Genomic DNA, 13,474 nt, shown 5'->3' on the forward strand with positions numbered 1-13,474 from the left:
AGCCCCTTGTCGATTGCAGATATCTCGCTGCTGAGCGCTTTGCTGGCGGGTGCATTGTCCTTTCTGTCTCCTTGCGTGCTGCCGCTCGTTCCTCCCTATCTGTGCTACATGGCCGGCATTTCGGTGGAGCAGTTCCGCGGCGGATCTGCTGCGGTCATCGGCCCTGACATTCGCCGCGGCGTGCTTTTTTCGGCGCTTTTCTTCACGCTCGGCTTCGCGACGGTTTTCGTGGCGCTTGGCGCGGGTGCGTCGAGTATCGGCATGTTGCTGCGCCAGCATTTGGATGTGCTCGCCAAGATAGGCGGCCTCATCATCATCGTCATGGGGCTCAACTTCCTCGGCGTCTTTCGTCTCGGCATCCTGGCGCGCGAGGCCCGTTTTCAGGGAGGCGGCAAGCCGGCAACACTGACGGGCGCCTATATAATGGGGCTTGCTTTCGCCTTCGGATGGACACCCTGCATCGGACCGGTTCTCGGTGCGATCCTCGGCGTTGCGGCGTCGCGTGAAACGGTGGGCTCGGGCGCCGGCCTGCTTGCCGTCTACTCGCTCGGCCTTGCCATTCCCTTCTGGATCGCCGCCGGCTTTTCCGGCGCCTTCATGAATTTTCTTTCTCGTTTCCGTCGCCATCTCGGCACGGTCGAGAAGGTCATGGGCGGCTTTCTCGTGCTGACCGGGCTCGCCTTCATGTTCGGTTTCGTCAGCGACGTGGCCATCTGGTTCCAGCAGACCTTTCCTATCCTGATGCAAATCGGCTAGAGGACTCCTTATCTCATCCTCAACTCCAGTCGGAACGAGAGACCCCGTTGACTGACATCATCAGTCTGCTGCTGCCGTTCTTTGGCCTGATCCTCATCGGCTACATTGCGGGATGCACCACGAAACAGCCGGCGGAAGCGCTTGGCTGGCTGAACACGTTCATTATCTATGCGGCCCTTCCGGCACTCTTCTTCAAGCTCGTTTCGCGCACACCAATCGAGGAACTGACGCGCGTCGATTTCATCGTCACCGACATCGCGGCTACCTATGCAATCTTCATTCTGCTGTTCATCGTCGGACGCTTCCTGCGCCGAAATTCGTTCGACGACTGCACTATCCAGTCCTTCGCCGGCGCCTATGGCAATATCGGCTACATGGGACCGGGCCTGGCGCTGCTGGCGCTCGGCGAGGGTGCGGCGGTTCCGGTCGCGCTGATCGTCTGTCTCGAAAATGCCGTGCATTTCATCGTAGCGCCCGCACTGATGGCGGTCGCCGGGGACGACAAGCGCTCCAAGAGCGAGCTTGCGGTCGACATCCTGCGGAAGGTTGGGCTGCATCCCTTCATCCTCTCCACAGCGCTTGGCTTTGCTGCCGCTGCCTTCTCGATCGGCCAACCGGTAGCGTTCCAAAGGCTGGTCGACTATCTGGCGCAGGCAGCAGCGCCCTGCGCTCTCTTTGCCATGGGCGTGACACTGGCATTGCGTCCTCTTAAACGTATTCCTGCTGAAATCGGCTATATTGTTCCGGCGAAACTGCTGCTGCATCCGCTTGTCGTCTACATCGCGCTCGAAGCCGTCGGCGGTTTCGAACCGATCTGGATCTATGCGGCGGTGTTGCTGGCATCTCTGCCGACGGCCACCAACGTCTTCGTGATCGGCCAACAATATGGCGTCTGGCAGGAGCGCGCTTCGGCCACGATTCTCATCACGACTGCGCTTTCTGTGGTCAGCGTGTCTCTGGTTTTGATCGTCATCAAATCCGGGATGCTACCGCCGCAGCTTTTCCCGTAGCGCCGACGGCATCGCCTTGAAGCCGCGCCCAGGCTCGACGCCCTCGCGCATCACGACGTAACGTAGCGGCGGGATGGCCGAGAGAATGTGCAGGCCCGCGGCCCGCAGCAACTGGACAGGCAGGAAATCGGACAACAGCGAGCGGTTCAGCAGGTCGACGCTCATGGTGCGGCTTATGATGTCGACGCGCCGCTTGCGGTCGAAGGCGTCACCGGCAGCTTTGCCAATCGGCGCCTCCGGATGAGAACAGAGGATCTCGGCCAAGGTCATCACGTCACGCAGCCCAAGATTGAGGCCCTGGGCGCCAATCGGCGGAAAGACATGGGCAGCTTCGCCGACGAGCGCGATCCTTCCCTTGCCGAAATGATGCGCCATCATGCCTGATAGCGGCCAGTCCTGCGCGCCTTCCTCCACCGTCACCTGGCCGAGAATCGATTGCATCCGCTCCTCGATAAGGCGGCCGAGCTCTTCAAGCGGAAGTTCGCTTCTTGCGGCGGCCTCGGCTGTTTTTTGAACCCAAACGAGGCTGGAACGGTTGCCTGGGAGCGGAACCTGCGTGAACGGACCGCTTTCAGTATGAAATTCCGTCGAAACATTCCGGTGGGGCAGGGAATGGGCGAAATTCAGGACCATCGCCGACTGCGGATAAGACCAGCTCCGCACCGCGATTCCGGCACCCTCACGCAAGCGTGAGCCCCGACCGTCAGCCCCAACCGCGAAGTCAGCGGAAATGGTTTCGCCGCTTTCGAGCCCGATCGAAACGGCGTCTTCGCCCGCAGCGACGGATTGCGCCAATTCCTCAACCCAGGTGATGTTTCCCTCCGCGCGGACGGCACCTTCAAGCACCGCGATCAGCGCCGCGTTCGGGATATTGTAGCCAAAGGCGTCGAGTCCCGCTTCCGCGGCGCGAAAGGCGACCGTCGGCGCCCGCAACAGGCGGTTGGTCCCGTCGATGATCTGCATCGTGCTGAGCGGCGCCGCCGAGGGCGCGATCTTGTCCCAGAGCGAAAGACGCTCGAGAAAGCGAATCGACTGGTCCATCAGCGCTGTCGTCCGCTTGTCAGCCTTACCCTGAGGAATGGAAACGAGTGCGACCTTCCGGCCGCCGCGCGCCAGGGCAACCGCCGCGATCAAGCCTGCCAGACCACCGCCGATCACCGCTATATCGAAATGCTTCATGTTGTTGCTTCCACTGTGAATTCCGATAAGCCTAATCCGTTACCTGGGTGAAATCCATGGCGTGAAATATCGCAGCTACGAAAATGATGATCTCTCACCGGAACTGCCGTTGGATCTAATACTTTGCGCTGGCGAATTGATGCAAAGAGTGCTTACTAAAAACCATCGCCTGTCGGGTGGCGCATAAGAACGGTAGGGGAGCATGAAAATCTTCAACTATAAAAGGGTGCCCTACGCGGAGATGCGCGCCTTTTCCGTGCACATCCTGACTGCGTCGGGCTCTTTTCTGGCCTTCCTGGGCGTCGTCGCGGCGGCCGAACATCACTTCACGCACATGTTCTGGTGGCTGGGACTGGCGCTGCTCGTCGACGGCATAGATGGTCCGATTGCGCGCAAGGTCCGCGTCAAGGAAGTGCTTCCCAACTGGTCCGGCGATACGCTGGACAACATCATCGACTATGTGACCTACGTCCTGCTGCCGGCCTTCGCGCTTTATCAGAGCGGCATGATCGGCGAGCCCTGGTCCTTCGTCGCCGCCGGCATGATCGTGGTTTCAAGCGCCATCTACTACGCGGATATGGGCATGAAAACGGAGGAGTACTTCTTTTCAGGCTTTCCGGTCGTCTGGAACATGGTGATTTTCACGCTGTTCGTCATCCAGGCGGACGCAACCACCGCAATGGCGCTGATCATCGTCTCGGTCGTGCTGACATTCCTGCCGATCAACTTCCTGCATCCCGTGCGGGTCAAGCGGCTGCGGCCGCTTAATCTCGGCGTTTTCCTGCTGTGGTCCGCGCTCGGCGTCTATTCGCTCTCTATCAATTTCAACACGCCGCAATGGGCCTTGATTGCCTTCATCGTAACCGGCATCTATCTCTACTGTATCGGCGCCGTTCTGCAATTTTTCCCCAAGCTCGGAAAATAGAAGGATCCTGGCGATGAAGACCACACAGGCAATACTCTTTCGCGAAAATGGCGGACCGGATGTGTTGAAACTTGAGGAGGTGGCCCTGCCATCACCCGGCGTCGGCGAGGTTCAGATCCGGCATGCCGCGATGGGGCTCAACTTCATCGACGTCTATTACCGCAGTGGTGTCTACAAGGCGCCGCATCTGCCGTTCATCCCTGGCAGGGAGGCGGCCGGCACAGTGATCGATATCGGACCCGACGTGACGGATTTTGCGGTCGGCGACCGCGTCGCCTATGCGAATGCCGACGGCGCCTACAGTATCGAGCGCAATGTCGAAACCCGCCATCTCGTCAAAGTCCCTGATGATATAGAGCTCAAAATGGCGGCATCGATGATGCTGAAGGGCATGACTGCGGAATATCTTTTGAACCGCACGTTCAAGGTCGGTCCCGGGACAGTGCTGCTGTTTCATGCCGCCGCCGGCGGTGTCGGGCTTATTGCCGGCCAGTGGGCGAAATCGCTCGGGGCGACGGTCATCGGCACGGCGGGTTCCGACGAGAAGGTGAACCTCGCCCTCGAGCATGGCTATGACCATGTCATCAACTACCGCACGGAGAATTTCGTCGAACGGGTACGCGAGCTCACAGCGGGCAAGGGTGTCGATGTCGTCTATGATTCGATCGGACGCGATACATTCCCGCAATCGCTTGACTGTCTTAAACCGCGCGGGCTATTTGCCTCCTTCGGCCAGTCTTCAGGACCGATCGAAAATTTCACCTTCGCAATGCTGGCGCAGCGCGGGTCGCTTTTTGCAACACGACCGACGCTGGTTACCTATATTGCCGCTCCCGAAGAGCTGCGGGATTCGGCAAACGCGCTATTTGCTGTTGTGCAAAGCAATAAAGTGCGTATCAATATCAACCAGACCTATCCGCTACGGGATGTGGGACGGGCCCATACGGATCTGGAAGCAAGAAAAACAACTGGTACTACACTGCTCATTCCTTGAAAGATCCGGAACGGACGGGCTGGCAGTGGCAGAAATGAGGGGACCGTGTCGTCATCCGATATGCTGAGAACCGGTGCGTTGTTGTCGGTTCGCAAGCTGACGAAACTTTTTGGCAGCTTTACTGCCTGCGATGGAATCGATCTCGACTTACAGCCCGGCGAGATCCACGCCCTGCTCGGAGAAAATGGGGCGGGCAAGTCGACTCTGGTCAAGATGCTCTTCGGCATCCTCGAGCCGACGGACGGCGAGATCTTCTGGGAAGACCGCCCTGTTACGATCGGCTCGCCCGGCGAGGCGCGCAGCCTCGGCATCGGCATGGTTTTCCAGCATTTCTCGCTCTTCGAGGCGCTGACGGTCGCCGAGAATATCGCCCTTTCGCTCGATGATACGATTCCGATCGGCAGGATCGCTCAGGAGGCGGCGACGCTGTCGCGCGCCTATGGTCTGCCGCTCGACCCGCACGCGCATGTTGCCGATCTTTCGGTCGGCGAGCGCCAGCGCATCGAAATTGTGCGCGTGCTGCTGCAGAACCCGAGGCTCATCATTCTCGATGAGCCGACCTCTGTCTTGACTCCGCAGGAGGCCGACCGGCTGTTCGAGACGCTGATCAAGCTGAAGTCGGAGGGAAGATCGGTCCTCTACATCAGCCATCGTCTGGAGGAAGTACAGCGCATCTGCGATCGTGCAACCGTTCTGCGGCTCGGCAAGGTGACAGGGGCATGCGATCCGAAGCGGGAAACGACCGCATCGCTGGCGCGAATGATGGTCGGCAACGATGTGCCCAGCGTGACGCATGACGACCGCGGGGAGAAGGGACCCGTTCAGCTTGAAATAACGGGGCTAAGTGTGGCTCCGCGCACGCCTTTCGCCGTCTCGCTAAAGGATGTGTCGCTCAGGGTCAGGACGGGCGAGGTGCTTGCGATCGCCGGCGTTGCCGGCAATGGACAGGGTGAACTCTTCGACGCCGTTTCCGGTGAGTACCCTGTTGCATCCGACGAAATGATCTCGATTCGCGGAAAACCCGTCGGCAGACGCGGAATCACGGCCCGGCGCTTGCTCGGCGCCGGCTTCGTTCCGGAAGAGCGTCACGGGCACGCCGCCGTGACGGAGATGACGCTCTCCGACAATCTCGTGCTCGCACGCAGCCAGTCTGATCGCAGGGCCTTCCTCGGCGGCGGGCTCTTGAACATCATCCGCCATGGTGCGGTCAGACAGGCAACAAGGCGAATTTCGGAAGCCATGGACGTGCGCAAGAGTGGCGAGGATCCTACCGCCGGCTCGCTCTCCGGCGGCAACCTGCAGAAATTCATCGTCGGACGCGAGCTCGACCGGCAGCCCGCCGTCCTCGTCGTCAATCAGCCGACATGGGGCGTCGACGCGGGTGCTGCCAGCCGCATTCGTCAGGCGCTTGTCGATCTCGCGCGCAACGGCTCGGCCGTGCTCGTCATCAGCCAGGACCTCGATGAGATTTTCGAGGTGGCAACCAATATCGCCGTCATTTCCGAGGGTCGGCTCTCGGCCGCCTATCCGGCCGGCGAACTCACACGCGAGAAGATCGGGTTGATGATGGGCGGTCTGCACGAGGATCGCGCCGGCTCGCCGGAGGCCGCGCATGCGCATTGAGCTCGAAAGGCGGCCCCAGGTTTCGAGGCTCTTCGCCTTCCTGTCGCCGGTCATGGCACTGGCGCTGACACTCGTTGTCGGCGGCCTTATGTTTGCACTGCTAGGCAAGGACCCGTTTGCGGCACTCGATGCATTTTTCGTCCAACCACTGCTGGAGGTCTGGTCGCTGCACGAACTGGCGATCAAGGCAGCACCTCTCATATTGATCGCGGTCGGGCTTTCCGTCTGTTACCGCTCCAATAACTGGAACATCGGCGCCGAAGGCCAGTATACTGTCGGCGCGATCACCGGCTCAATTCTGCCGGTCCTCTTCTACGATTGGCATTCGCCGCTGGTCCTGCCGGCGATGATGGTCATGGGAGCGATCGGCGGCGCGCTTTTTGCCGCTATCCCGGCGCTGCTCAAGGCGCATTTCAATACCAACGAGATTCTGACGAGCCTAATGCTGGTCTATATCGCCCAGCTTTTCCTGGACTGGCTGGTGCGCGGTCCCTGGCGCAACCCCGAAGGCTATAATTTTCCGGAAACCAGAAGCTTTGCCCCGGAAGCGACCTTGCCGGCGATATGGGAAGCTTCCGGTCGTGCGCATTGGGCCTTCATCTTCGCCCTTGTCGCAGCCGTCCTCGTCTGGTTCATGATGCGCTATACGCTGAAGGGTTTCGAGGTCGTCGTTCTCGGCCGGTCGGAACGGGCAGGGCGCTTTGCCGGATTCTCGTCAAAGAAGATGATCTGGTTCAGCTTCCTGTTTTCCGGAGCACTCGCGGGGCTTGCCGGCATTGCCGAAGTCTCCGGCTCGATCGGCCATCTGCAGCCGGCGATTTCACCCGGCTACGGCTTCACGGCAATCATCGTCGCCTTTCTCGGCCGCCTCAATCCGCTCGGCATCATTGCCTCGGGGCTGGTGTTGGCGCTGACCTATCTCGGCGGCGAGGCCGCACAGCTTTCAATCGGGGTCTCCGACAAGGTCACGCGCGTTTTCCAAGGCCTGCTTCTCTTCTTCGTCCTCTCCTGCGATACGCTGATCTATTACAAAATTCGCATTGTTTGGTCGCGGATCAGGGGAGGTGCGGTATGAGCATGTTCGAAGCCATCCTTTTGACGGTCATCACCGCGTCGACACCGCTCGTCATCGCAGCGCTCGGCGAATTGGTGGCGGAACGCTCCGGCGTGCTCAATCTCGGCGTCGAAGGCATGATGATCATGGGCGCCATCGCTGCCTTCGCCGGTGCCCAGATGACCGGATCGCCCTATGTCGGCCTGATTGCCGGCATCGTCGTCGGCGCGCTTTTTTCGCTGCTTTTCGCTTTTCTTACGCTGACGCTAGTCGCCAATCAGGTCGCGACCGGCCTGGCGCTGACGTTGCTTGGGCTCGGTGTATCCGGCATGCTTGGCGAAGGCTATGTCGGCGTGCCCGGCATACGCCTGCAGCCGATCGTCTTTCCGTTCCTGTCCGAAATTCCGCTTCTTGGCTCGGTGCTGTTTCGCCAGGATCTCACCTTCTATCTCTCCATCGCGCTTGTGATCGGCGTGAACTGGTTTCTCTTCCGCAGCCGGACCGGTCTCAAGCTCCGCGCCATCGGCGATAGCCACGGCTCCGCCCATGCGCTTGGCATCCATGTCATTCGCACCCGCTATCTCGCCGTCCTCTTCGGCGGCGCGTGCGCAGGGCTTGCCGGAGCACAGCTCTCGCTCGTCTACACGCCGCAATGGGTGGAGAACATGTCGTCGGGCCGCGGCTGGATCACACTGGCGCTCGTTGTGTTCGCTTCATGGCGTCCATGGCGCGTCTTTGCCGGTGGCTATCTCTTCGGCGCTGTGACGATCCTGCAGCTTCACGCGCAGGCGTTCGGCATCGGCATCCCGGCCCAATTCCTGTCCATGCTGCCCTATGCGGCAACTATTGTGGTTCTCATCATCATTTCTCATAATCGCCGCACGACGTTGATCAATACGCCGGCATCGCTGGGAAAAGCGTTCGTGCCGGAGCGGTAAAACAACAACCAAACGGAATTCCGAACTTCAAACCAACAGAGGTCATCATGAAGAAACTATCACTCGCACTCGCTGCGGCGGCAGCGGCCATCATCAGCCTCAGTTCCGCCGCCCAGGCGCAGGACAAGACGAAGGTCTGCTTCGTCTATGTCGGTTCGCACACGGACGGCGGTTACTCGCAGGCACATGACCTGGGCCGTCAGCAGGTCCAGCAGGAATTCGGCGATAAGATCGAGACGCCCTATCTCGAAAACGTACCCGAAGGTCCGGACGCGGAACGCGCCATCGAACGTCTCGCGCGTTCCGGTTGCTCGCTGATCTTCACCACGTCCTTCGGCTTCATGGACGCCACCGTGAAGGTTGCGTCCAAGTTCCCGAATGTGAAATTCGAGCACGGGACTGGCTACAAATCTGGCCCAAATCTCGCGACCTACAATTCGCGCTTCTACGAGGGCCGCTACATCCTCGGCCAGATCGCCGCTAAGACGTCGAAAAACCATGGAGCTGCCTATATCGCGTCCTTCCCGATCCCCGAGGTGGTGATGGGCATCAACGCCTTCGAGCAGGGCGCAAGGTCGGTCGATCCGGACTTCAAGCTGAAGGTCATCTGGGTGAACACCTGGTTCGATCCCGGCAAGGAAGCCGATGCCGCCAAGGCGATGATCGATCAGGGCGTCGATGTCATTACGCAGCACACCGACACGACCGCGCCGATGCAGGTTGCCGAGGAGCGGGGCGTCCATGCTTTCGGCCAGGCATCCGACATGATTGCAGCCGGCCCGAAGGCGCAGCTGACCGCGATCGTCGACACCTGGGGCAACTATTATTCCAAGCGCGTTCATGCACTTCTGGACGGCACCTGGAAGTCCGAACAGAGCTGGGATGGCCTGAAGGACGGCATCCTGAAGATGGCGCCCTATACCAACATGCCTGACGATGTGAAGAAGATGGCTGAGGAAACGGAAGCCAAGATCAAGTCCGGCGAGTTGCATCCCTTCACCGGACCGATCAACAAGCAGGATGGTACGCCCTGGCTGAAGGCAGGCGAGAAGGCCGACGACAAGACGCTGCTCGGCATGAACTTCTACGTCGAAGGTGTCGACGACAAGCTGCCGCAATAAGCTCCGATTTATTCGGTCCATGCGAGGGGCGCCATCGGCGCCCTTCTTCATTCGCGGAATTGCCGATCGAAATGGAACCGCACCGGCCCATCATGGACCGGTGCGGGAGATGCCGAAGCTGGACATCATGTCCGGTCTTCCACGGCATGGAACAATCCCTACCAGTAAAAACTGTCCCTTCGACTTCACAATTACGAGAATTGCGGCTTATCCCCAACAACCGCCGGTTTTGTCATTTCCCTGACATTTGCCGCTCGGCCGAACGGATGCGGCAATCCAGCCGTAATTTGATCTTTCTCCCAGTATCATCTTGCTGCTAAGAGGCGAGAAAGCGGTCGCCCGCACTGAACAGGACATATGGAGCAGCTCATGGAACGCACTTGCCTTGCCGTCATTCTCGCGGCTGGTGACAGCACCCGGATGAAATCTTCCATTTCGAAGGTCCTGCATCCGATCGCCAATCGCCCCATGATCGCCCACGTGATGGAGGCCATTGCCCGGACGGACGTATCGGCAGCCGCACTCGTCGTCGGACGCGATGCCGACGAGGTCGCGGCAGCGGCGCGCGTCGACGGGATCGAGGTTGAGAGCTACATACAGAAGGAGCGGCTCGGGACCGGCCACGCAGTGCTTGCCGCACGTGAAGCAATCGCCCGCGGCTATGACGATATTCTCGTGGCCTACGGCGATGTTCCGCTGATCACCGACGGTCCGCTGCGCGCCGCCCGGCAGGGCCTTGCCGAAGGCAACGATATCGTCGTCATTGGTTTCCACACCGACAGGCCGACGGGATATGGCCGCCTGATCGTAAAGGATGGCGAATTGATCGCCATCCGTGAGGAAAAGGACGCGACGGACGCCGAACGCGCCATCACATGGTGCAATAGCGGCCTGATGGCCATCAACGGCCGCAAGGCGTTGGATCTCCTGCAGCGGATCGGCAACGGCAACGCCAAGGGCGAATATTATCTCACCGATCTTGTGGAAATCGTCCGGTCGCTCGGCGGTCATGCGACGGCGGTGGATGCGCCGGAAGTGGAGATGACCGGCTGCAACAACCGTGCGGAGCTCGCGATCATCGAACGTCTCTGGCAGGAGCGGCGGCGTCACGAACTGATGATTTCCGGCGTCACCATGATCGCGCCGGAAACCGTTTTTCTGTCCTACGACACCGTGATCGGCCAGGATGCCCTGATCGAGCCGAATGTTGTCCTTGGCCCGCGCGTGGTCATTGAAAGTGGCGCTGTGATCCATGCCTTCTCCTATTTCGAAGGGGCGCATATCGGCAGCGGTGCCGAAGTCGGCCCCTTCGCACGACTGCGGCCAGGCGCAGACCTCGATCGAGGATCGAAGGTCGGCAATTTCTGCGAGGTCAAGAACGGCAAGATCGGGGAGGGCGCCAAGGTCAACCATCTGACCTATATCGGCGACGCTTTTGTGGGTGCCGGCAGCAATATCGGCGCGGGTGCGATCACCTGCAATTACGACGGGGTCAACAAGCACGAGACCCATATCGGCGCCGGTTCCTTCATCGGCTCCAATTCGTCCCTGGTGGCTCCGGTTCGCATCGGCAAGAACGCCTATGTGGCATCCGGCAGCGTCATCACTGAAGACGTGCCTGACGATGCTCTTGCCTTCGGCCGCGCGCGTCAGGAGGTAAAGCCGGAAAGAGCCAAGGCCATCCGGGCAAAGAGCCTGGCCCTAAAGGAAGCGAGAAAGGCGAAGGCCTAACGCATGGGCCCGAAAATCGGAAAGCATGATGCGTAGTCCAATAGGTTAGCGCGACCTTTATGCGTCCATCCGGATGCATGGCGCGCTACTGCGAATTCGGTAACGGCCGGAAACCGAAAGTGACTGCCGTATCCATTGAGAAATATGAGAAAATTGCTACGACTGGCGCCACTGCAGCACCGCGTCTTAGACGCACAAAGGTCGCTGTAACACGTTGAATTGCTGCCAGCTGAGAGGAACCTATGTGCGGGATTGTGGGCATTGTCGGAAACAAGCCGGTGGCGGGCCGTCTGGTCGATGCCCTGAGACGTCTCGAATATCGCGGCTATGACTCAGCAGGCGTTGCGACCATCCATGAAGGGGCGATGCGGCGCCGACGTGCGGAAGGCAAGCTCTTCAATCTCGAAAAGAAGCTGGACGGAGAGCCGTTGCCCGGCACGACAGGTATCGCGCATACACGCTGGGCGACCCATGGCGTTCCGAACGAAACCAACGCTCACCCGCATTTCGTTGAAGACATCGCTGTCGTGCATAACGGCATCATCGAGAATTTTTCCGAGTTGCGCGATGAACTTACCGTGGACGGGGCCGTCTTCGAAACGCAGACCGATACGGAGGTCGTCGCGCATCTCTTGGCGAAATACGCCCGCGAGGGGTTCGATCCGCGCTCGGCAATGTTGAAGATGCTGAACCGGGTCACCGGTGCCTACGCCCTGGTGGTGATGTTCCGCAACGACCCCGGCACGCTGATGGCCGCCCGATTCGGTCCACCGCTTGCCATCGGCTTCGGCAAGGATGAAACCTTCCTCGGCTCCGATGCCATTGCGCTCGCGCCCTTTACGAACGAGATCACCTATCTCTCCGACGGTGACTGCGCGATCATTACGCGGGACGGAGCAACGGTCGTCGATTATTCCGGCAGGCCAGTCGAACGCGCCCGGCAAATATCGCAGGCGACCGCCTTCATCGTCGACAAGGGCAATCACCGCCATTTCATGGAGAAAGAAATCTACGAGCAGCCGGAGGTCATCTCCCACGCGCTCAGCCACTATGTCGATTTCGCCAGCAAGACCGTACGGACGAACGCCTCGGCAATCGATTTCAAGTCGATCTCCGGGCTGGCCATATCGGCCTGCGGCACTGCCTATCTTGCCGGTCTCGTCGGCAAATACTGGTTTGAACGCTACGCGCGCCTTCCTGTCGAAATCGATGTTGCCTCAGAGTTTCGCTATCGCGAAATGCCGCTGTTGCCGACGCAGGCCGCATTTTTCATCTCGCAGTCAGGCGAGACCGCCGATACACTGGCATCACTGCGCTATTGCAAGGAAAACGGCCTGAAGATCGGCGCGATCGTCAATGTGCAGGAATCGACAATCGCCCGCGAGTCCGATGCGGTCTTCCCGATCATGGCCGGTCCTGAAATCGGCGTCGCCTCGACAAAGGCCTTCACTTGCCAGCTCGCCGTCCTCGCTTCGCTGGCGCTCGGGGCAGGGCGCGCACGCGGTACTGTCAGCGCTGAGGACGAGAAGCTGCTGGTCCGGCACCTGGCCGAGATGCCCCGTGTCATGAGCCGCGTCCTCAACCTCATTCAGCCGCAGATGGAAAGCCTTTCGCGCGAGCTCTCGAAATTCAAGGACGTGCTCTATCTCGGGCGCGGCACCAGCTTCCCGCTGGCGATGGAAGGCGCGCTGAAGCTTAAGGAGATCTCCTATATCCACGCCGAGGGATATGCAGCCGGCGAACTGAAACATGGACCGATTGCGCTCATCGACGAGAACATGCCGGTGATCGTCATTGCGCCCTACGATCGCTTTTTCGACAAGACCGTCTCGAACATGCAGGAGGTGGCGGCGCGCGGTGGCCGGATCATCTTCATCACCGACGAAAACGGTGCGAACGCCTCGAAGCTGCCGACAATGGCGACAATTGCCCTGCCGAACGTCGACGAGATCATCGCGCCGATGATTTTCTCGCTGCCGATTCAGCTGCTGGCCTATCATACGGCCGTCTTCATGGGGACCGATGTCGACCAGCCGCGTAATCTCGCAAAATCCGTCACGGTGGAATAGCGACCACAGTCTGATCGACCACTCCAGATCCATCCACAGCTCCGTGTTTCAGGTTGTCTAAGTCGCTATTTTCT

11 protein-coding genes are annotated in these 13,474 nt (G+C 59.9%); 10 read left to right on the plus strand and 1 reads right to left on the minus strand.

The window, feature by feature from the left end; all coding sequences use genetic code 11:
* The first annotated feature begins 6 nt into the window (after window positions 1-6).
* Window positions 7-756 carry a cytochrome c biogenesis CcdA family protein gene (locus AAE029_RS06985; RefSeq protein ID WP_371072062.1) on the plus strand — a complete coding sequence of 250 codons (750 nt, stop codon included), beginning with the start codon at window positions 7-9 and terminating at the stop codon, window positions 754-756.
* 47 nt (window positions 757-803) lie between these two features.
* Entirely contained in the window at window positions 804-1,766 is a 963-nt protein-coding gene (locus tag AAE029_RS06990) for an AEC family transporter (RefSeq protein WP_371072063.1), read from the plus strand.
* Here AAE029_RS06990 and AAE029_RS06995 read toward each other — a convergent pair.
* A complete protein-coding gene (locus AAE029_RS06995) occupies window positions 1,743-2,945 on the minus strand; it encodes a UbiH/UbiF family hydroxylase (RefSeq protein ID WP_371072064.1) in 1,203 nt (400 codons plus the stop codon). The two genes, AAE029_RS06990 and AAE029_RS06995, sit on opposite strands and share 24 nt — an antisense overlap.
* A gap of 202 nt (window positions 2,946-3,147) precedes the next feature.
* Here AAE029_RS06995 and pcsA point away from each other — a divergent pair, with 202 nt between their 5' ends.
* The 8 genes from pcsA (at window position 3,148) to glmS (ending at window position 13,400) form a co-directional block, all read left to right on the plus strand.
* Window positions 3,148-3,870 carry a phosphatidylcholine synthase gene (gene pcsA / locus AAE029_RS07000; protein WP_371072065.1) on the plus strand — a complete coding sequence of 241 codons (723 nt, stop codon included), beginning with the start codon at window positions 3,148-3,150 and terminating at the stop codon, window positions 3,868-3,870.
* A gap of 13 nt (window positions 3,871-3,883) precedes the next feature.
* Window positions 3,884-4,864 carry a quinone oxidoreductase gene (locus AAE029_RS07005; protein ID WP_371072066.1) on the plus strand — a complete coding sequence of 327 codons (981 nt, stop codon included), beginning with the start codon at window positions 3,884-3,886 and terminating at the stop codon, window positions 4,862-4,864.
* 60 nt (window positions 4,865-4,924) lie between these two features.
* Window positions 4,925-6,487 carry an ABC transporter ATP-binding protein gene (locus AAE029_RS07010; RefSeq protein WP_371072128.1) on the plus strand — a complete coding sequence of 521 codons (1,563 nt, stop codon included), beginning with the start codon at window positions 4,925-4,927 and terminating at the stop codon, window positions 6,485-6,487.
* Window positions 6,477-7,562 (plus strand): ABC transporter permease, encoded by a 1,086-nt coding sequence (locus tag AAE029_RS07015; protein WP_371072067.1) that lies wholly within the window; start codon window positions 6,477-6,479, stop codon window positions 7,560-7,562. The genes AAE029_RS07010 and AAE029_RS07015 overlap by 11 nt, the downstream gene beginning before the upstream one ends.
* Complete coding sequence (locus AAE029_RS07020) at window positions 7,559-8,479, plus strand: ABC transporter permease (protein ID WP_371072068.1); 921 nt, start codon at window positions 7,559-7,561, stop codon at window positions 8,477-8,479. The genes AAE029_RS07015 and AAE029_RS07020 overlap by 4 nt, the downstream gene beginning before the upstream one ends.
* A 47-nt stretch (window positions 8,480-8,526) precedes the next feature.
* Window positions 8,527-9,600 (plus strand): BMP family ABC transporter substrate-binding protein, encoded by a 1,074-nt coding sequence (locus tag AAE029_RS07025; RefSeq protein WP_371072069.1) that lies wholly within the window; start codon window positions 8,527-8,529, stop codon window positions 9,598-9,600.
* Window positions 9,601-9,969: 369 nt separating this feature from the next.
* Entirely contained in the window at window positions 9,970-11,331 is a 1,362-nt protein-coding gene (glmU, locus tag AAE029_RS07030; protein WP_371072070.1) for a bifunctional UDP-N-acetylglucosamine diphosphorylase/glucosamine-1-phosphate N-acetyltransferase GlmU, read from the plus strand.
* A 242-nt stretch (window positions 11,332-11,573) separates the two neighbouring features.
* Window positions 11,574-13,400: a glutamine--fructose-6-phosphate transaminase (isomerizing) gene (glmS, locus tag AAE029_RS07035; protein ID WP_371072071.1), complete on the plus strand. Its 1,827-nt coding sequence runs from the start codon at window positions 11,574-11,576 to the stop codon at window positions 13,398-13,400.
* Window positions 13,401-13,474: the final 74 nt, after the last annotated feature.

The organism is Sinorhizobium sp. CB7, assembly GCF_041357635.1.
In the GTDB taxonomy this organism is placed as follows: Bacteria; Pseudomonadota; Alphaproteobacteria; order Rhizobiales; family Rhizobiaceae; genus Rhizobium.